The sequence below is a fragment of the Pseudomonas sp. S49 genome, assembly GCF_009866785.1.
Classification (GTDB): Bacteria; Pseudomonadota; Gammaproteobacteria; order Pseudomonadales; family Pseudomonadaceae; genus Aquipseudomonas.
The window spans coordinates 2,478,108-2,495,879 of the sequence record NZ_CP019432.1 but is presented as its reverse complement, the minus strand read 5'-3'; the positions used below and the strand labels follow the sequence as shown (position 1 = coordinate 2,495,879).

20 protein-coding genes are annotated in these 17,772 nt (G+C 61.4%); 6 read left to right on the top strand and 14 right to left on the bottom strand.

Annotation, left to right across the window (positions count from 1 at the left end; all coding sequences use genetic code 11):
- Window positions 1-44: 44 nt before the first annotated feature.
- The 6 genes from PspS49_RS11070 (at window position 45) to PspS49_RS11045 (ending at window position 6,439) form a co-directional block, all read left to right on the top strand.
- On the top strand, window positions 45-1,391 hold the full coding sequence (locus tag PspS49_RS11070) for a hypothetical protein (protein WP_160039243.1): 1,347 nt from the start codon (window positions 45-47) through the stop codon (window positions 1,389-1,391).
- Window positions 1,392-1,426: 35 nt separating this feature from the next.
- Window positions 1,427-3,655 carry an Ig-like domain-containing protein gene (locus PspS49_RS11065; protein ID WP_160039241.1) on the top strand — a complete coding sequence of 743 codons (2,229 nt, stop codon included), beginning with the start codon at window positions 1,427-1,429 and terminating at the stop codon, window positions 3,653-3,655.
- A gap of 73 nt (window positions 3,656-3,728) precedes the next feature.
- Window positions 3,729-4,193: a curlin gene (locus tag PspS49_RS11060; protein WP_110721043.1), complete on the top strand. Its 465-nt coding sequence runs from the start codon at window positions 3,729-3,731 to the stop codon at window positions 4,191-4,193.
- A 27-nt stretch (window positions 4,194-4,220) separates the two neighbouring features.
- Window positions 4,221-5,672, top strand: coding sequence for a curlin (locus PspS49_RS11055; RefSeq protein WP_160039239.1), 1,452 nt, complete (start codon window positions 4,221-4,223; stop codon window positions 5,670-5,672).
- Between the two features lie 301 nt (window positions 5,673-5,973).
- Window positions 5,974-6,180, top strand: coding sequence for an antitoxin (locus tag PspS49_RS11050; RefSeq protein ID WP_083368637.1), 207 nt, complete (start codon window positions 5,974-5,976; stop codon window positions 6,178-6,180).
- A complete protein-coding gene (locus PspS49_RS11045; RefSeq protein WP_127926662.1) occupies window positions 6,170-6,439 on the top strand; it encodes a type II toxin-antitoxin system RelE/ParE family toxin in 270 nt (89 codons plus the stop codon). Before PspS49_RS11050 ends, PspS49_RS11045 begins: the two co-directional genes overlap by 11 nt.
- A gap of 244 nt (window positions 6,440-6,683) precedes the next feature.
- Here the strand turns inward: PspS49_RS11045 and PspS49_RS11035 are convergent, their stop codons facing one another.
- From PspS49_RS11035 to PspS49_RS10970, 14 genes are all read right to left on the bottom strand, one after another.
- Window positions 6,684-7,055: a DUF6124 family protein gene (locus PspS49_RS11035; RefSeq protein WP_127926661.1), complete on the bottom strand. Its 372-nt coding sequence runs from the start codon at window positions 7,053-7,055 to the stop codon at window positions 6,684-6,686.
- Between the two features lie 920 nt (window positions 7,056-7,975).
- Entirely contained in the window at window positions 7,976-8,836 is an 861-nt protein-coding gene (locus PspS49_RS11030; protein WP_038364894.1) for a CsgG/HfaB family protein, read from the bottom strand.
- A gap of 29 nt (window positions 8,837-8,865) precedes the next feature.
- Complete coding sequence (locus tag PspS49_RS11025) at window positions 8,866-9,297, bottom strand: curli assembly protein CsgF (protein WP_016987875.1); 432 nt, start codon at window positions 9,295-9,297, stop codon at window positions 8,866-8,868.
- Entirely contained in the window at window positions 9,294-9,686 is a 393-nt protein-coding gene (gene csgE / locus PspS49_RS11020) for a curli production assembly/transport protein CsgE (protein ID WP_160039237.1), read from the bottom strand. The genes PspS49_RS11025 and csgE overlap by 4 nt, the downstream gene beginning before the upstream one ends.
- Complete coding sequence (locus PspS49_RS11015) at window positions 9,683-10,222, bottom strand: type II secretion system protein (RefSeq protein ID WP_160039227.1); 540 nt, start codon at window positions 10,220-10,222, stop codon at window positions 9,683-9,685. Before PspS49_RS11015 ends, csgE begins: the two co-directional genes overlap by 4 nt.
- Window positions 10,197-10,571: a type II secretion system protein gene (locus PspS49_RS11010; protein ID WP_007919395.1), complete on the bottom strand. Its 375-nt coding sequence runs from the start codon at window positions 10,569-10,571 to the stop codon at window positions 10,197-10,199. Before PspS49_RS11010 ends, PspS49_RS11015 begins: the two co-directional genes overlap by 26 nt.
- A 5-nt stretch (window positions 10,572-10,576) precedes the next feature.
- Window positions 10,577-11,050: a type II secretion system protein gene (locus tag PspS49_RS11005; RefSeq protein WP_160039225.1), complete on the bottom strand. Its 474-nt coding sequence runs from the start codon at window positions 11,048-11,050 to the stop codon at window positions 10,577-10,579.
- 2 nt (window positions 11,051-11,052) lie between these two features.
- Window positions 11,053-12,900, bottom strand: coding sequence for a secretin N-terminal domain-containing protein (locus PspS49_RS11000; RefSeq protein ID WP_122597817.1), 1,848 nt, complete (start codon window positions 12,898-12,900; stop codon window positions 11,053-11,055).
- A complete protein-coding gene (locus tag PspS49_RS10995) occupies window positions 12,897-13,409 on the bottom strand; it encodes a hypothetical protein (RefSeq protein ID WP_160039223.1) in 513 nt (170 codons plus the stop codon). Before PspS49_RS10995 ends, PspS49_RS11000 begins: the two co-directional genes overlap by 4 nt.
- Entirely contained in the window at window positions 13,409-13,957 is a 549-nt protein-coding gene (locus PspS49_RS10990) for a GspMb/PilO family protein (RefSeq protein WP_160039221.1), read from the bottom strand. Before PspS49_RS10990 ends, PspS49_RS10995 begins: the two co-directional genes overlap by 1 nt.
- Window positions 13,944-14,489 carry a PilN domain-containing protein gene (locus PspS49_RS10985; RefSeq protein ID WP_150752144.1) on the bottom strand — a complete coding sequence of 182 codons (546 nt, stop codon included), beginning with the start codon at window positions 14,487-14,489 and terminating at the stop codon, window positions 13,944-13,946. Before PspS49_RS10985 ends, PspS49_RS10990 begins: the two co-directional genes overlap by 14 nt.
- 1 nt (window position 14,490) lies before the next feature.
- On the bottom strand, window positions 14,491-15,294 hold the full coding sequence (locus PspS49_RS10980) for a hypothetical protein (protein ID WP_160039219.1): 804 nt from the start codon (window positions 15,292-15,294) through the stop codon (window positions 14,491-14,493).
- Window positions 15,275-16,981, bottom strand: a complete 1,707-nt coding sequence (locus PspS49_RS10975; protein WP_160039217.1) for a GspE/PulE family protein — start codon at window positions 16,979-16,981, stop codon at window positions 15,275-15,277. The genes PspS49_RS10980 and PspS49_RS10975 overlap by 20 nt, the downstream gene beginning before the upstream one ends.
- A gap of 81 nt (window positions 16,982-17,062) precedes the next feature.
- Window positions 17,063-17,593, bottom strand: a complete 531-nt coding sequence (locus tag PspS49_RS10970) for a response regulator (protein WP_064392623.1) — start codon at window positions 17,591-17,593, stop codon at window positions 17,063-17,065.
- Window positions 17,594-17,772 lie beyond the last annotated feature (179 nt).

Sequence of the window (17,772 nt, the reverse complement as noted above, 5' to 3'; positions counted from 1 at the left end):
GACCCATCCCCAAGGGGCAGGTACTTTGATAGAGGGATTAACTCATGCACCCTTTACTGTCCAAAACCGCGACCATCCTGGTCGTGAGCGCCTTGGCCCAGGGCATTGCCCAGGCCGCTTTGTTTGCTGTTGATCCGGGCCCGTACACGCCGGCCAACGGTGGTTTCGCCAGTTGGTATCAGGACTCCCACGGTCGCACCCTGGATCTGTGCCTGTCCAAAGCGCTCAGCTCCCGAGTACCCAGCGCCCCCGGCGCGCCGTCGTACATGTGCTCGCTGCTGCCGACCCCCGGCGTGTTCGATGACGCGCAACCGATTGTCTTCCCGACAAACTTTCCCGACGAAGCGTTCTGGTTCACCGGCGAAACGGCCCTCGTCGACGCCGCACGGGGGATTGATCTGGGCTACGTCAGCGCCATCGAAGCCGCATTCGCCGCTGAAGAACCGGTTGAAGGCGATCAAGTCAGCTTCGCCCGAATCCGTATTCGCGTCGATGTACCGACCGCCGGCACCTATGTCATCACCCACCCGTATGGCGTCGACGTGTTCAACATCGACACCCCCGGGCGGCGCGCGATCAACATGACCCGCGACATCGGTATCGGTACGCCGAATACCTATGACGGCGCACTCAAAGGCGACATCGGGCCGTTCCTGCGCAGCGTCAACGGCCCCTACACCGAGACCAACCCGCTGACCGGTGCCGCCGAACAATTCGTCGGCGACCCGAACCTCAACGAGGCAGTCACCGGCAGCCCGTTCAACACCAACTACGTGCGCATCGAAGGCCCTAACGGCCTCGATCTGCGGACGAACGTGTTCGCCGTCTCCGGCAAGTTGTCGACGGTGGTCCGGCCTACGCCAATGATCACCCAGCGCAGCACTTACTCGCGTACAGCGGGAACCAGTGCGCCGGTCGCCCAACAAGACGTGTTCGTGCTCGCGCCGCCAGCGCCGGGCACTGTCGCCGTAACCAGCAGCACCCCGGTGCTGAACATGACCGAAGCCAACAGCACCGGCAGCTGGTACGCGCAGTCCTCGGTCAACCCGACCTTGCCAACCACCTTGCAAGTGACCGCCGACAACCACCTGGCCATCGCCAGCAGCACGCCGACCACTCTGCCCATGACCCTGACCGACCTGGTGGTGATCCAGAGCGCGCAATACAGCCTCAGCTCCGGACAACTGACCGTGGTCGCCTCGACCAGTGACGAAACCTCGCCGCCGGTACTCACCGCCACCTCCGGCAGCGGCGCCGCCATTGGTGCGCTGGGCGGCGACGGCGCGGTGAAAACCCTGGCCACCGGGATCTCGCCGATCCCACCGGCCAAGGTTCGGGTGACGTCGTCCAACGGCGGCAGCGATACCGAAGAAGTGGTCATCGTGCAATGAACGCTCACATGCCCAGATCCGCATCAGGAGGCATCATGAACAAGTGGCCACGCTTTGCGCTCAACGCGCTCGGGCTCGCTCTCTCGCTGACCGGCAGTGCCTACGCGCAACTCGCCGCCGTCGACCCCGGCCCCTACACCTTCGCCACCGGGAAATTCCCGATGTGGTATCAGGACGAAAATCAGCTATCGATGGAGCTCTGTCAGTCGCGCGCCGCCAGCTCGCGAGTGGCGGCCAGCGTGCCACCGGCCTACATGTGCATTCTGCTCGCCGAGCCGGGTATCTACGACGACGCCCAGCCGATGATTTTCCCCGACAACTGGCCGCCGGAAGCCTTCTGGTTCCTGGCCGAAACCACGATTGCCGACAACGCTGCCGGTTATGGTGTGGACGCCTATGTCGCCGGGATCGAAGCGGCATTCGCCTCGGAAAATCCGGCCGATGGTGATCAGCAAAGCTTCGCGCGGATTCGCATCCGGGTGAACGTACCCGTTGCCGGCACCTACACCATCACGCACCCGTATGGCGTCGAGACGGTCAATGTCACCGCACCCGGGCGCCGCGCGATCAACATCACCCGCGACATCGGCATCGGCGCACCGGGCAATTTCACCGGTGCCGTCAATGGCGCTATCGGACCGTTCCTGCGCAGCGTCAACGGTCCGTACACCGAAGTGAACCCGGACACCGGCGCCACGGAAACTTTCGTCGGCGACCCGAACCTCAACGAAGCGGTGACCGGCAGCCCGTTCAACACCAACTTCCTGCGCATCACCGGGCCTGCCGGGACGATCCAGTCAAGCGTGTTCAGCCTGTCCGGCAAAGTGCTCGACAACCGTCAGCAGACCCAGGTGGAAATCGACCGCGCCACCTATCGCCGCACCGCCGCCGGCGTGCGTGCCGAAGTGTTTGCCAAGGCCAGTAACAGCTCGACCCTGTGCTTCCGTGAAACCGTGGCGCTGCTGCCCGGCCCACCGCCAACGCCGTGCCAGACCAGTCTGTTGGGTGACAACAATGGTCTGTTCTTCGGCCACCGATTGGGCACTGGCGCGGTACCTCCGGTAGTCGTCGTGACCGCCACCAACCCCGCCGGCACCACGCGTCCGACGGCCGTGTCGGCCAAGCTCACCGACGTGGTGAAAGTGCAGACTGCCCGTTACAACTGGGCCAACCATAGCTTGCTGATCGAGGCTACTTCGAGCGATGAAGTGGCGATCCCCGACATGGTTGCCCAAGGCTACGGACGTCTGTCGAAGACCGGCACCCTGCAGCGCATCACCGTCGCCGACCTGACTCAGCCACCCGCTACCGTGACGGTGAAATCTGCCGCTGGCGGTGGAGACACCGAAGCGGTCGTCGTGGTCGGCAGCGCGCCGGACACGGGTGAAAACCAAGCGCCAATCACCAACGCCGACAGCGGCAGCACCAGCTTCGGCGTGCCGATCACCCTCAGTCTGTTGACCAACGACAGCGATCCTGATGGTGACAATCCGCTGGGCATCACCGCATTGACTCAACCAGCCGCCGGCCAAGGCACCGTCGCTCTCAACGGCACCACATCGGTGGTCTACACCCCGCCAGCGGTGGTCAACGCGCCACTGACCACCACCTTCACCTACAAAGCGCAGGACGCCAAAGGCCTGGCCTCGGCCAACCCGGCGACCGTAACCATCACCGTCGCGCCCAACCAGGCACCGACCGCCGTCGCCGACAGCGTCGCCACGCTTGGTGTTGCGATCCCGATCAACGTGCTGGCCAACGACACCGATCCGGAAGGCAACGTGCCGCTGGCCGTCAACAGCCTGACCCAACCCGCCGCTGGCCGGGGCACGGTCAGCACTGACGGCACGGTGATCACTTACACCCCACCGGCCACCGTGACCACGGCATTCACCACGACCTTCACCTACATCGCCCGGGACGCCTTCGGTGCCCTGTCGACGCCAGCCACAGTCACGGTGCAAGTGTCGCCACGGCCAGCAGCAGAAACGTTCGCCGTCACCGCTTCCACGGTGCAGGCACGCTCCGGTGGTCGCTTCAACTGGGACTTCACCGGCACCTCGTCAGTGACCACCGGCAACACCATCACCGTGCAGGTCACCACCCCTTCCGGGCTGGTCACCCTTGGCACCACCACGGTGCCGTTGACCGGACGCTGGCGGCTGACGCTGAACAACACGCTGGTGGTGCCATCGGCCAACCCGACCGCGACGATCCGCTCGTCCCAGGGCACCGTGCGCACAGTCTCGGTGACCACGCTGTAGGCCTGCGCCCCAGCCACTTGCGGGTGGCTGGGGCGTGCTTCGCAACCGGATAACGACACACAGGATTTTTGCCATGAACACGCCGACCGCCGCCCTGCTTTGCCTGCTCCTGCTGTGCAGCAGTGCAGGCGTGCGTGCCGACGACCTGATGGAAAACGACGACCTGGCCCCGACCAGCAGCGACCTCGGCGAACTGCCCCCACCGGTGGGCCAGCAAGCCCTGATCGACCAGCTCGGCCAGGCCAACGTCGCCCTGCTGCAACAGAACGGTCAGTCGCTGCTCGGGCAGATCGTGCAGTCGGGCAGCAATCAGGAAGCGTACATCCTGCAACAGGGCAGCGACCTGATGGCGCTGATCAACCAGAACGGTTCCGGCAACGCCGCCTCCATTACCCAAAACGGCAGCCATAACCGCGCGCAGATTTCGCAAAACGGCAACAACAACGACGCCAGCATCGAGCAGGCCGGCGCGGGGCTGCAAAGCGCCGTGACCCAGTCGGGCAACGGCATGAGCGTTTCGGTCAAGCAATATCGCTAAGCACTGCCAATCATCGGAGAGTTCATCATGTTCAAACTGACGCCCCTCACCGCCGCCATCCTGGTCATGATCAGTGCCCAGGCCATGGCCGACGACAGCCTGTCCAACCAAAGCCAGGTCGGTACCGCCAACATCGCCGACGTGAAACAGACCCAGGCCCCGTTCAGCACCGCCACCCAAACCCAGCTGGGCCAAGGCAACGACGCCGCCGCCGTGCAAGATCACGCCACCAGCGTGATCACCCAGGACGCAGTCGGCGATTACAACGCGGCTTACGCGGAACAACTTTACGAAAACAACGCCACCATCACCCAGCAACAAGTCGGCGCCTTCAACACCGCCCACGCCAGCCAGTCGCTGGGCTTCGGCTCACCGAACAACGCGCTGCAACAGCAGCAAGGCACCGGCAACTTCTCGTTCATCTATCAGGATTCGCAGAACGGCAGCGAAGGCAAAACCTTCCAGTTCGGCGACAGCAACGAAGCCAACATCGAGCAACTTTATGAAGGCAGCGGCAACAGTTCAGTGATTACCCAATACGGCACCGCCAACTACGGCACCGCCGAACAAGTGCTGCACAACGGCGGCCAGATCGGCATCAACCAGGCCGGCGAAGGCAACTACGCCTACGGCGACCAGCGCAACGGCACTGGCGGCAACATCACCATCAACCAGTTCGGTAACCTCAACGGCACTGAAATCTGGCAGGACGCGCAACTGGCCAGCCAAGCCACCGTCAACCAGTACGGCGACAGCAACGAAACCGTGGTCGACCAAAGCTTCGGCGAAAACAACACCGCCGCCGTCACCCAGGTCGGGAATACAAACGCCATCTACGCCGACCAATTCGAATCGGTCAACTCGACACTGGCGTTGTATCAGGTCGGTAACGGCAACGTGCACTTCACCTACCAGAACGGCGACAGCCACGTGCTCAGCGCCACCTCCGTGGGCAACGACAACAAGGTCTACGCCAGCAACTGGAAAGGCCCGCAATCCGGCGGCCAGTTCGGCAGCGGCCAACGCGCGACAGTTACTCAGGCGGGCAATGGCAACATCGCCAGCTTCACTCAGGATGGCGTTGGGCAAGTCATGACCACGCATCAAACCGGGACTGGCAACAAGACCACGGTCAGTCAGGCTGAGTCGTATAACGAGCTGTATTTTGATCAGAATGGTAGCGACAACATTTTGATTTCCGATCAGCGCGGCACTGGCAACCTGGTGCAGGGTTCGTCGAATGGCACGGGGAACAGTGCTGAGTTTGATCAGTCCGGGTCGGGGAACCAGGCGTATACCGCGCAGCTGTATGGCAGTGACAACATGATCACGGTGAAACAGGCGGACACGATGAACGTGGCGTATGTGACCCAGGGCGGCACGGGGAACATTGCCAATGTGGATCAGAGTGGGGTTACGCAGACGGCGAATATTCAGCAGTTTGGGTCGGCTAACCAGGCGACGGTGTTGCAGCAGTAGGGGTTGGGTGTTGATGGACCGCGATTCTCTGGTGAGGGGGGTCGCGGTTTTTTTTGTGGTCTGACGTAGCCACCTGCGAGTCTTGCCAGACCAGCCGAGTCCTACAGAAAAAAGAAAGCTTTTACCAAATTCGTGGTGTTTTCCTACCACTTCTGGCGGTTGGCCGTCGGAAGCAGGGCGTCTAGGATTCTTTGGGACAAATTGATCCTCATGGAGCTTGACCAACGTGCTATTCATCCAGCCAGCGACGACAGCAAATGCTTTACCGAATAGACTTCGAGGCATTAAACCCGGAGGTGCCATGATCGACCCGTCTTTAATCGACCCACTGTGCCCAGTTGTTTCAGATCTTGACCCCGAAGAGCAGGCCGCCAGCTATGACCGTTGGTTAATCGCCAAAGTGCAGGCTTCGATGAGTGATACAAGACCGAGCATTCCAAATGATCAGGTTATGGCTGAGATGCGTGCCCTGATGGAAGCAAAGCGTAAAAAATACGATGCAGGTTGAGTGGCAGCCCGAAGCTCGGGCTGAACTCCTGAAAATCCTTGATTACATCAGTGACAGGAACTTAGTAGCGGCTGACAGACTTTCCCAAGCTATCGAAGGCGCTACGGTTACCCTTGCTCAACATCCACACGTCTATCGAATGGGTCGAGCACCCGGTACTCGCGAGATGGTCGTACACCCCAATTACCTGATCATTTATCAGGTGGTGGATCGGATAAATATTCTGAGCGTTTTGCATGCGCGTCAGGAATATCCATAACGCAGATCAAACGTAATTATTTGCTAACGAAAAAAGACGCGACCTTTTCGAGGGTCGCGTTTTTTGTTTTCTATTTTTCCTGAGCTATGGGGAACTCTTTGATGTTGATTCCGAGCGAATCAAAGAGTCAGCCCAGTCCCGCACTGTTTGATCATCGATGACGCGATCAGCATCCACATCGGCCAACGCTTCCAAGGTCGGACGGCGCTTTTCCACTTCCTTATCGTTTTGGATCTTCGGGGAATTAGCCATCCTTCAACTCGACGTGATCCAGCGCTTGATTCACCGCCAGTTCGCCCAGCATGACGACTTGTGCGATACCCAGTGCAGTCTTGCGGTGTGAGGTTTCCAGGGAGGCGGCGAAGTTGATGAGCATCTCGCTGGCCGAGCCGAGGGTTTCGCTGGCGTTGGCCAGCAGGGATTCGGTGTTGTACCTGGGGTTGGCGAGGTACATGGGTTCCGGCTCGTTGGCGCAGGACATGATGTGGGCGGTGGGGTTGAGGTAGAAATCGAGGGCGCGGTCGGCGGCTTCGTGGAGTTTTTTGCTGTCGACTGAGGCGTAGGGGGATGTGCTGTCGGTGTCTGATTCTGGGGGATTGGGTGTTGGTTTTTTCATGATTATTTACCCTGTATGACGGTTATAGCTGGCCCCCATTCGGTTTCCAAGCGAATAGGTGGCAGCTGTACGCAGGTTGGAAACCCGGGACAGAGGCAACCCGGCAGACACAAGGTCTCCCACGCACAGCCGCCATAACAAAGTGCACACAGTGAAGGTGCGCAAGGATACGTTATGAATGGCGCTTGTGCGCTCTGTAGTTACTCGGGTTTCCACGCCCGGTCGCTGAATTGGCAGCGACGAACACAGGCTAGAGACCGGACGTCCGACGGACAACCTGAAAACATTGTGGGAAGGTTCCGCCGATTCAGACACTTCTTTAAACACACTTCAGATCGCAGCCCTCACCCTAGCCCTCCCGAAACGTCGGACCGCCCGTAGGGAGAGGGAACTGACCGAGGTGTTTGGCAGAGGTACGCCGACGTGAAATACCGCGCCGAACTCAGGTTTTGAAAAGCCCGAAAATCGGCTCCCTCTCCCTCGGGAGAGGGCTGGGCGGGCGGCGTTCCGATGAGGGGCAGCAACAACGCAAATCAAAAGCCGAACACCCACGCTCTTCACCACTCAATAGGCCGAGTGTCAGCTCGCCTGCTTTTGATCTTGATCCACGGGCGACGTCGGAAGGCTGAGTGGAGGGATTGATCCGGGCGTGGGAGCGCAGCGACCGTTTGGCGAAGCCAAACACAGCGAGAGGAGGTGCAGCGAAGCAAACCGGAGACGCTGCGCCCGGATCGATCCCGGAGCGAAGGAACCCCGAGCTTTAGCGAGCGGGCCGCACGCAGGAGCAAGCCTTTTAGGTTACCTTTTCGGCGTTTGGAAAAGGTGACCCGCCGTCAGGGCGGAACCCTAAGCAGCCGTTACCGCAGCAACGGATATGTACCCGCCCAACCAGAACCTGGTCGGCCCGAAGGCCGCCACGTTCACTCCGCCTCAGGATCAATCTTGTTCTGGCTCAAATACCGATTCAACACATCATCCTGCCCAGGCACAGAAGCGTCCCCCGCCACCTGCCACAACCGCCGCTCAATCCCCTGCGCCACCATATGCCCCACCGCCGCCTCAATCGCCGACAACACACAAAGCTGCGCCGGTTCATTGGTCGTGTACCCAACCTCAGCCTCAAGCAACTTCTTGAACTCGATAAACTTGAAAATCCCCGCACTGCGCGCCACCGAATAAATCGTCTTGCTGGTCATCACATTCGCCAACACCTGCCCGCTACGCACATCCACCGCACGCAAATTGACGGTCACCTGATCCACCCGATACTCACGCTGCAAATCGATCCCCAGATACCGCGCCCCTTCCCCACCGCTACGCACATTGGTGTCATAAGCGATGATCCCGCCCTCGAGCATCATGTTCGCCGCCTGCAACGGTGGCAGCTCACCCTGAATATTCACCGGCGTATTCGGCTTCTTCTGCGACGCGCGAATGATCTTGCGCTCGGTCAACAGGTTCTGCAGCCCTTCCCGCTCAAGCACGACAAACCAGCCACTGGCCTGCATCGCGTCCATCAACATCGACGCCGCGCCCTGGGTCACGCTGGTCGAAAACGAACTCGCCGGCGTCGGCTTGTACTGTCCGGTCTGGTCACGGAAGCCGTACACCACCGCCATCAACCGGCCCTTGGGGCGCGGCATCTTCAGCAAATCGTAGTAAGTCGAGGCCCTGGGGGTCAGGGTCGGGGTTTCGGTGTCCTGCTCGGCCGACATCGGCTCACGCAGACTGCACCCTTGTAATGTCGCCAACAGCAGCCCTAACGCGATGATCTTTTTCATGTCCGTCACTCCCCGGAACCGTCAGCCCGTCATGGGTTGAGGCCGTTCACCTGAATTTCCGAAACCTCACCGGTCGCTCGATCGGTCACTTCAATGCTCAGTGCCCCGGAGTCGTCGATGACGTTGACGATAAAAGAGTCGGTGGACAGGCTCCCCGTGTTGCCGGTGGAGATGTTGTCCAGCAACTGCCCTAGCAGCCGCGATTGCAATTGACTGGTGAAGCGCTCCAGCGCCGAGGTGCCGGCCACGCTCGAACGGCTTTTCAGGTCCGGATCGTCGTGATCGTTTTGCGCCTGCGCGTTGTTGAGCAACCAGGTGCCGTTAAGCGGGTTGCCGCCGAACGACGGGTTGACCGGCGTGTAGACCAGTTCAGTGGCCTGGACAGCGGCAGCGCTGGCGAGCCCGATCAACAACCCCGAGATCCAGAATCCGCTGCGCCGTGAGAACGTTGTGCTGTTCATAGTTCGTCCTTCTCAAGGTCGGTGGTGTCCTGCAACAGAGCCTCCAGCTTGCGCTGGACAACCTGGCGTCGAACCCAGTCGGCGGCCGCGTAGGCCTCGTCCTTCAGTTCCACGGTGTTCGGCGGCAGGAAGCGCCGATAAACCAGGCGTTGCTGATATTCCACGGTCACCAGGCTGCCCCAGCGCGCGTCGGGCCGCTCGCGCACCACCAGGTTGAAATCCATCCGGCTGGTGTCACGCAGGCGTTCACTGAACGAGTAGTAAAAGTCGTGGCCGATGTGCGAGATCGTGTCGTCGACAATGAAGCCCATCATTTCGTCTTCTTCACCGGCCTGGACGCAGCCCGCCACCACGGTGAGGACCAACGCGCACCACCATTGGCGAGTCATGGCTGCAACGCCTGCGGCAGATTCGACTGGCCTTTGGCCGGGCCATTGGTGCCGTCGAGGAAGGCTTTTTCGGCGACGAACTGCCAATCCGAATAACGCTGCATGCCTTGGAAATCCGACCACTGCGTCGGGAAGTCCGCCTGCTTCAACGGCAGCTCGGTCGACGGGCTGTTGAGGCCGGTGATGCGTCCGTCAAAACCGCGTTGCAGCGCCCATTCACCCTGACCGATCGGGTCCGGATAGAGCTGACGCAGGTGATGCTTGGCCTCGGGAAAGCGCTGATCTTCAAGCAAATCCGCCAGTTCTTTCGGGTACTGCGCCAGCCCCGGCGAACTGCGGTAATAACTGCGCAGCGCCTGGGCGTATTGAGTGCCGACCCAGAGCAACTGGCGTTCACGGTCGCGCCGCGAAGCGGTCGACCACAACTCGCCAGCACTGGCCAGGCCCATGCCCATCACTACGATGAGGAACAGCACGCCCAGGTAGGTGAAACCACCCTGCTGCGCGCGGTTACCACTCGGAATACTGGCTGCCATCACGCGCCCTCCCGGTAGCACCGCTTTTGATGTCGGCCACGCCACCGGCAACGCCGTCCGGTGGCGCGATCAGCACCCACTGGTCTTTGCGTTCGGTGATCGGATCGAGTGGCGCATTGCGCAGGTAACGTTGTTCGATCAGTTGCTCGATGGAATCCGGATAGCGGCCGGTATCGCCGTAGAAGTGATCCAGCGCCTCGCGCATCGCCGACAGGCTCTGGCGCAGCGTGGTTTCCTTCGACGCTTCGAGGCTGTTGAAGTAGCGCGGCAGCGCGATGGTCATCAGCGTGGCGATGATCGCCATCACCACCATCAGCTCCAGCAAGGTAAAACCTTTTTCCCGGCGCATGAGGTTCACCACTCGCGGTAAGCGACACCGTTGAGGCCCTTGCCCCGGGCGTGGGAGTAGACGTCGAACACGTCCTCGCCATCGCGCGGGTTCTGAGCCGAACTGTTGTAGGCGCGCACGCCCCAACCCCCTTCGTCATCACGTTTGGCCGGCACCAGCGGATCGCGCGGGATGCGGCGTAAAAAGTAGAACTTGGCGCCCTTGGCGCTGCGCACATCGCGCACGCCTTCGACCAGTACTTGCAGGTTCGGCGGGTAGCCGCTGCTGTTCAGCGACTTCTCGATATAGCCGGCATCGAAGGCACGCTTGTAGGCGTCGATGCCATCGCGAATCTGGTACAGCGCGTTGCGCAATTCCTGCTCCTTGCCACGCCGCACCAGGGTCTCGGTCAGTGGCGCGGCCATGCTCGCCAACAGACCGATCAGGGCCAGCGTCACCACGACTTCGATCAGGCTGAAACCGCGTTGGGAGGCGTTCATGATCAAGGCTTCTCGACGGTGACACGGGTGGTGGCCACGGCCGACTCACCGACGGCACGCGGCTGCGCGGCAGGCGACGGCATCACGTAACTCTGCGAACGATCCGGTGCCTGGATGTGCATGCTGGTTTCGGTGCCGGTGGAGAACTCCATGTCCGACGGGCTCTGATACGGCAGGTTGCGCACGATCCGTGGGGTGATCGACAGCACCAGTTCGGATTTGCCGACGGTGTCCTTGTTGCTGCCGAACAGCCGGCCAATGCCAGGAATATCGCCGAGGCCCGGGATCTTGTTGCCGGTGGCGCCGTGGTCGTTGCGCATCAGACCGGCGAGGATCTGCGTTTCGCCGTCATGCAGGCGCAGCGAGGTTTGCGCGTTGCGGGTGTCGACCTGCACCGGGATCGTGCCCTGACGGGTCGGTTCCAGCGGCGTGGCGTTACTCACTTCGAGAGCAATCTTGATCGCCACTTCGTTGTTCAGGTGCACGGTTGGTTGCACTTCGAGCTTCAGACCGACGTCGAGGTAAGTGACGCTCTCAGTGATCACCGGGCCTTGCGTCGACGGCACCGAAGTCGCGCTGATGATCGGCACACGCTGACCGATGTGAATCCGCGCCTGCTCGCGGTTGCTGACACGAATCACCGGGCTGGCGAGGGTGTTGATGTCATTGTCCTGGGCGTTGATCTTGGCTTGCGGCGACGGCGAGATCGAAATCCGGCTGGAATTGATGCCTTTCAGTTGATCAAGCAGGGTCACCGCCGAACCGTCGCTGTTGACCACGCCGAAGGTGTTCGGCCATTGCAGGCCGAGGTCGAGAATGCGCTGGGTGGCGACTTCCATCACTTCCACTTCGAGCACCACTTCCGGGTTCGACTGGTCTTGCGACTGCAGCAGTTTCTCGGCCATGCGCACGGCGTCTTCGGTGTCGCGCATGGTCAGGGTGTTGAGGCGTTCGTCGACGAACACGTCGCGGGTCTTGAGCATGGTTTTGACCATGTTCAGCGCGGTGTTGGCGTCGATGCTGGTCAGGTAAAACGTGCGCATCACCAGTTCCTGGTAATCCTTCACTTTCTGCGGTGAATCCGGGTAGATCAGCAAGGTGTTTTCGTTCACCACTTTCTGGTGCAACTGGTTCTGTTGCAGCAGCAGGGTCACGGCGTCTTCAATGCGCACGTCACGCACGAAAATCGTCGCTTTCATGTCCGGGCGCAGGTCTTTGTCGAAGATGAAGTTGAGCCCGGCAACTTGCGACAGCACTTCGAAAATGGTCTTGAGGTTGGCGTCGCGAAACTCCAGGGTCACCGGCCGATCGAGCTTGGTGCGCAGTTGCGGGTAGGCAATGACATTGCGGCTCTGCACCAGACGAATGTTGCCTTGCAGCTCCAGCGCGCCCTCATTGTTGGGGTCGAGTTCGAGGATCTGTTTGACCTGACGATCAGCGCCGTAGATGTCGCCGCGACGCAGGTCGCCACGGGCCAGTTCCAGTTTTTCGTCCATGCTGCGCAGGTAATCCATCTGCTTCAGAGCATCCTGAGCGCGGCGGTTGTTCGGCTCGATGGTCAGCACGCGGTTGTAGGCCACGCGCGCCGAAGCGAAGTCGCGGCGCGAACGGTCAGTGTCGCCGGTCGTCAGCAACGCGGTGATCGCCTTGGCCCGACCGCTGTTGAGCAGCAAGTGCAGCTCGGTGTCCCGTGGGTTTTCGCGCAGGCCTTCTTCGATTCGGGCCAGCCCCGCCTCGTACTGACCCTGTTCAATCAGGTCGGCGGCTTCCTTGTTGGCCACTTGTGCGGAACTGCACGCGGCCAGCCCGGCACACAGACCCAGGCTCATCAGCAAACGGGAACGGTTCATTGCGTACTCCCCACAGACAGGGTCTGCGACAAATGCAAAGGCAGGTAGACCAGGCTCAATTCCACATCGGAAATGCCGGTGATCTTCCAGGTGTCGTCGATCACATCCCCGTTGCGCACGACGTAGATCTTTTCGCCGTTCTGCAAAAACACTTGCAGGTCGCTGCGGTCATGCAGCCTGCCGACGAACTGAAACGGCACCGGTGGCAGGCTCGGGGCTTGCACCACAGTTGCTGGATTGATGGCCATTTCGGTGACCGTGGCCAGAGTCGGCGCGGCCTTCCAGGATTTGGCCGCGAACAAGTCGCCGGCCGGGCTCAGGTCCTTGATCGACGCATCCTTGGCCTTGGCGGTACTGGCCGGCAGCGCGCCACGGGTTTTCCCCGGCGTGACGACGGCGACTTCGTTGGAATCGGCGTCTTCGCTTGGCGAGAAATATTCCGGCAACCACGCCAGCGCAGCAGCTACGCCAAAGAACGCCAACCAACCTGTCACGCGCTTGGTATTCATCACGACCTCGACAGGTAAAGGGTCATACGGATCCGGCCATTGAGGTCGGTGTCGCCAATCTTCTTGCGTTGCAACTCGAGGTCTTCCACCACCACCGCCGGCAACTGGCCGAGCAAGGCGTGCAGGAACCGGCGTAATTGCGGGTAGCTGCCGCGCACTGGCAGGAGGATCTGATAGCGCGCCAGATGGGTTTTCGGGTCGACGCCGAGGGCGTATTCGCCGCGCGCCAGGGTGATGTGTTCTTGCGCTGCGAGGGCGTAGATGCGGTCGATGGCGACGGTGGCTTGCGGCTGCGCCGGCAGTTTGTTGCGGAAGTCGTCGAGCTGACGCTGTGGCACCACCGGTGGCGCGATGCTGCCGTCTTCAACCTTGGCCAGATACGCGCTCGCTTCCCGAGTCTGCAGGCTCAGGTGCTGCAATGATTGCCAACTCGGCAGCAAGCCACCGAGTGCCCAAGCGGTGGCAACCAGCAGCAATGCCAGCCCGGCGAGGCCCGGAATGCCGAGGCCTTGCAGGTATTCGTGGACGATCAGTCTAGGGATTCGCATCGCCAATCTCCCAAGTCGCCGACAGGTTGAATTGCACCGGTTGCTCCGGCGATTTGACGACGATTTCGTGGCTCAGCAGCGACACGTCGGACAGCTCGTCGCTGGCTTCCAGACGTTTGTGGAAGTCGAGCATCGCTTGCAGATCTCGTGCTTCGGCGCTGATGCGCACCTGGCCTTTGCGCGCATCCGGGGTCAGGGTCAGCAGCGCGACGTCATCGCGCGGCATCGCTTCGAGCATGGCGAACAGGCGTTCCCACGGCCGGCGCAGTTGCTGCGAGACCTTGCGCATTTCGGCGAGGTTTGCCGCTTGCTCACGGGTTTGCGCCGGGCTCAAGGTGGACTTGGCGCCGCTGTCGCCGGTGAGCTGGCGCTGGGTGGTTTGCAAGTGGCCTTGTTGCTGGTCGGTGTGCGCGTCGAGGTGCTGTTGCACGCCGAAGCACAGCGCCGCCAGCAGCACACCGCCGCCAAGCAGGCTCCAACCCAACGGGCCGGAACGTGGCCGTGGCTGAAAGTCGAGATTGAGCGCGCGCATATCAGGCCACCGCCCGGGACATGACGTACAAGCCGTCACGCACGTTCATCGAGTCGTCTTCAAGGGTGCGCAGTTGCACACCCGCCACGTCCGGATGCGCATCGAGGCGCGCCGGCGCATGCAGATAAACGTTGAACGCGCGTTCGCTGGTCGAGGCTTGCAGCTGCCGTTCGCGACCGATAAGCGCATTCAACGCGGCATCGCTGTCGCTGCCGCCCACCGAACGTACACCGACCCAACGCCCTTCCCTCGCCAGCAACAACACGCTGCGTTGCGGCTCGGCGACGACGAACAGGAAGTCGCCGGCATCGAGGCTTTTGTCGAAGCGGTTGAACGCCGCCATCAGGTACGGCTGCACTGAGCGCAGGCGCAAACCGCGACCGCTGACCAGCGTGCGCAGACGTTCGAGCAAGTCCTGCGGCAAAGCGCTGGCGATGCGGTCGTAACCGGCCGGTTCGGCGGATAGCACCAGACTCCAGGCTTGCGTTGGCGCGCCAAACAGGTCTTCAAAACACAGTTGGGCAAAGCCGCGCAGTTCCTCAGGGCTGCTGATCTGCGCGCTCCACGGCACCAGGCAGAAACGGCTGAAGTGCCCGGAGATGACCACGCTCAATTCGGCACCGGCGCGGGCGTGCTCACCGAGCAGGCGATCGAGGGTGTCCAGCGCCACCGCGTAGCTCTGGAAGCCTTCGTCGATGTACCCGACGCTGCCCAGCCACAGGGTGTCGCTGCCGCACCGCTGACCGAGGCCAACACCGCTGGCGCCGAGCACGGCGACAAAACGCTCACGCGATAAAAGTGACACGATTGATCTCCTCCAGCGTGGTGCGACCTTGTTCCACCAGCTCCAGTGCCGATTCGCGCAGCAGGCGCAAACCACGGGCACAGGCCAGGGCTTTGATTTGGGTGATCGGTTGACGCTCGACGATCATCTGGCGCAGTTCGTCGTCGAGGTGCAGCAACTCGGCAATCGCCGTGCGCCCGCGATAGCCGCTGCCCCGGCAGTGGCCGCAGCCTTTGCCGTGGACGAAGTGATAGTGATCGACTTTCTGTGGATCGAGGCCCGAGGCGCGCAGTTCTTCATCGCTTGGATTGACCGGCGCGCTGCAACTGGCGCACACCAGCCGGATCAGGCGCTGGGCGAGAATCGCGTTGAGCGCCGAGACCAGGCTGTAGGGGTCGATTTCCATTTGGGTGAAGCGGCCGATCACGTCGAAGACGTTGTTGGCGTGGATGGTGGTGAACACCAGGTGGCCGGTAAGCGCCGATTGCACGGCGATCTGCGCGGTGTCCGGATCACGGATTTCGCCGACCATGATCTTGTCCGGGTCGTGGCGCAGGATCGAGCGCAGGCCTCGGGCGAAGGTCAGGCCTTTTTTCTCGTTGACCGGGATTTGCAGCACCCCCGGCAATTGATATTCGACCGGGTCTTCGATGGTGATGATCTTGTCCACGCCGTGGTTGATCTCGGTGATCATCGCGTACAGCGTGGTGGTCTTGCCGCTGCCGGTCGGGCCGGTGACCAGGACCATGCCGTAGGGTTCGGCAGCGAGGCGGCGCAACTGGCGCAGGGTTTCGTCTTCAAAGCCCAGTGCCTGCAATTGCACGCCGCAGACCTTGTCGGCCAGATCCTGTTTGTCCAGCACCCGCAGCACCGCGTCTTCGCCAAAAATGCTCGGCATGATCGACACGCGAAAATCGATCTGACGGCCGCTGATACCGATCTTGAAGCGACCGTCCTGCGGCACGCGTTTTTCGCCGATGTCCAGCTCAGCCATGACCTTGACCCGCGAGATCACCTGCTCGGCGAACTCGTTGCCCTGGACTTTGCTGATGTTGTTGAGCACGCCGTCGATGCGGTACTTGATCACCAGACCGTGGCCGGTGGTGCCGAGGTGGATGTCGCTGGCGTGCATTTTCAGCGCGTCGTAGAGGGTCGAGTTGACCAGTTTCACCACGCTGCTGGCGTCTTCGCTGATGCTGGTCAGCGACAGGCTTTGCAGGGTGTCGATTTCGTTGTGGGTGTCGCCTTGGGCGTTCAGCGATTCGACCGCGTGGAAGCTTTCTTCGTGGCGGGCCAGATAGGCCTTGAGATCATCGGCGTGCACCAGATGCAGCGGCGCGCCGTGCAGGCAATCGTCGATCCAGGCCAGCCGCGCCGGGTCGAAGGGGTCGGCAAACACGCCGATGACTTCGTCGTTGTGGCGCAGCAGGATGAATTCGCGTTTCAGGCATTGTGCGAGGGTGACGCGGTCGAACACCGGCGTCGCTTGAAACAGGCTGTCGGTGTCGAGCACCGGGTAATGCAGGGTGGCGCCGAGGGTATGAATGAACGGCATCGGCGCCAGTTCACAGAGTACGCAAAGGGCTTCAAGCACGCGTTCGCCAGAGGTGGCGGCCCGCGCCCGGGCCTGGGCAAGCTGTTCACTGGAAAAGCGCTCGGGGGCGCATTCGGCCAGCAGCGGTTCGACGACAACGGACAGACGTTCCATGGCTTGCTCTCCAACCGGGGCTTAGAGCCCTGTCGGCGCGGCAAACCTTGGCGGCAAGTGCCGGAACGTCTGTTCGCGCCATTACTCCCCGGTGAGCATTTGATCGTCGTCCGGCGCCATGGGTCGCGACTGCCGTCGCCGATCCGCCAACACCCAACTGCCATCGTACAACTGCAACGGGAAGCTCTCGGTCCTGCTCTGGCGTCGTTCGACGAAACCCTCGGAAGGGTTTGCACCGGGTTTCGCTTCGCGCTTGAAGCCCAGAAGGTCGCAGACAGCTCGGGCCAGTTCCGCCAAAGGAAACGGTTTGAACAGGATGTGGCTGACCCCCAGTTGCCGCGCCCGCTCACAGACTTCAGCGGTCGGGTGACCCGTTATCAGCACAAAATGGCACGTCCTGTTCTGGCGGACCGCGTCGAGCACCTCAAAGCCTTCCATATCGGGCAAGCGGTAATCGAACACCAGCACGTCGGGGGCAAAGGTTTCGGCCAGGCCGATCGCCGTCGCTCCGTCATGTGCAATCCGGACATCCAGCCCCTGCGCCGACAGATAATCCTGAAGGTTCTGTGCAAGCAGCTGTTCGTCTTCGACAACCAGTACTTTGTTAACCAAGGTCGACTCCTTGAAACAGCAGGTCCGATGACCCCGCCCTGAGAGTGCGCCTTACCATCGGTAACGCACACTTCATGCCAGGCTGAGTGCCGGTAATTTTACGTCTTCATGTCCTTGAATTTAATGACAATGCCCGCTCGTCCCGGTACCCCGTTCCCCAGAAACGGGGAAGCACCTGA

Excerpts from the sequence above, each read along its gene's own strand:
- PspS49_RS11065 (WP_160039241.1), top strand. The coding sequence starts at position 1,427 with ATGAACAAGTGGCCACGCTTTGCGCTCAACGCGCTCGGGCTCGCTCTC.
- PspS49_RS11050 (WP_083368637.1), top strand. The coding sequence starts at position 5,974 with ATGATCGACCCGTCTTTAATCGACCCACTGTGCCCAGTTGTTTCAGAT.
- PspS49_RS11005 (WP_160039225.1), bottom strand. The coding sequence starts at position 11,050 with ATGAACGCCTCCCAACGCGGTTTCAGCCTGATCGAAGTCGTGGTGACG.
- PspS49_RS11030 (WP_038364894.1), bottom strand. The coding sequence starts at position 8,836 with ATGAAAAAGATCATCGCGTTAGGGCTGCTGTTGGCGACATTACAAGGG.
- csgE (WP_160039237.1), bottom strand. The coding sequence starts at position 9,686 with ATGACTCGCCAATGGTGGTGCGCGTTGGTCCTCACCGTGGTGGCGGGC.
- PspS49_RS11015 (WP_160039227.1), bottom strand. The coding sequence starts at position 10,222 with ATGGCAGCCAGTATTCCGAGTGGTAACCGCGCGCAGCAGGGTGGTTTC.
- PspS49_RS11035 (WP_127926661.1), bottom strand. The coding sequence starts at position 7,055 with ATGAAAAAACCAACACCCAATCCCCCAGAATCAGACACCGACAGCACA.
- PspS49_RS11025 (WP_016987875.1), bottom strand. The coding sequence starts at position 9,297 with ATGAACAGCACAACGTTCTCACGGCGCAGCGGATTCTGGATCTCGGGG.
- PspS49_RS11070 (WP_160039243.1), top strand. The coding sequence starts at position 45 with ATGCACCCTTTACTGTCCAAAACCGCGACCATCCTGGTCGTGAGCGCC.
- PspS49_RS10975 (WP_160039217.1), bottom strand. The coding sequence starts at position 16,981 with ATGGAACGTCTGTCCGTTGTCGTCGAACCGCTGCTGGCCGAATGCGCC.
- PspS49_RS10985 (WP_150752144.1), bottom strand. The coding sequence starts at position 14,489 with ATGCGCGCGCTCAATCTCGACTTTCAGCCACGGCCACGTTCCGGCCCG.
- PspS49_RS11045 (WP_127926662.1), top strand. The coding sequence starts at position 6,170 with ATGCAGGTTGAGTGGCAGCCCGAAGCTCGGGCTGAACTCCTGAAAATC.
- PspS49_RS11000 (WP_122597817.1), bottom strand. The coding sequence starts at position 12,900 with ATGAACCGTTCCCGTTTGCTGATGAGCCTGGGTCTGTGTGCCGGGCTG.
- PspS49_RS11060 (WP_110721043.1), top strand. The coding sequence starts at position 3,729 with ATGAACACGCCGACCGCCGCCCTGCTTTGCCTGCTCCTGCTGTGCAGC.
- PspS49_RS10990 (WP_160039221.1), bottom strand. The coding sequence starts at position 13,957 with ATGCGAATCCCTAGACTGATCGTCCACGAATACCTGCAAGGCCTCGGC.
- PspS49_RS11010 (WP_007919395.1), bottom strand. The coding sequence starts at position 10,571 with ATGCGCCGGGAAAAAGGTTTTACCTTGCTGGAGCTGATGGTGGTGATG.
- PspS49_RS11055 (WP_160039239.1), top strand. The coding sequence starts at position 4,221 with ATGTTCAAACTGACGCCCCTCACCGCCGCCATCCTGGTCATGATCAGT.
- PspS49_RS10995 (WP_160039223.1), bottom strand. The coding sequence starts at position 13,409 with ATGAATACCAAGCGCGTGACAGGTTGGTTGGCGTTCTTTGGCGTAGCT.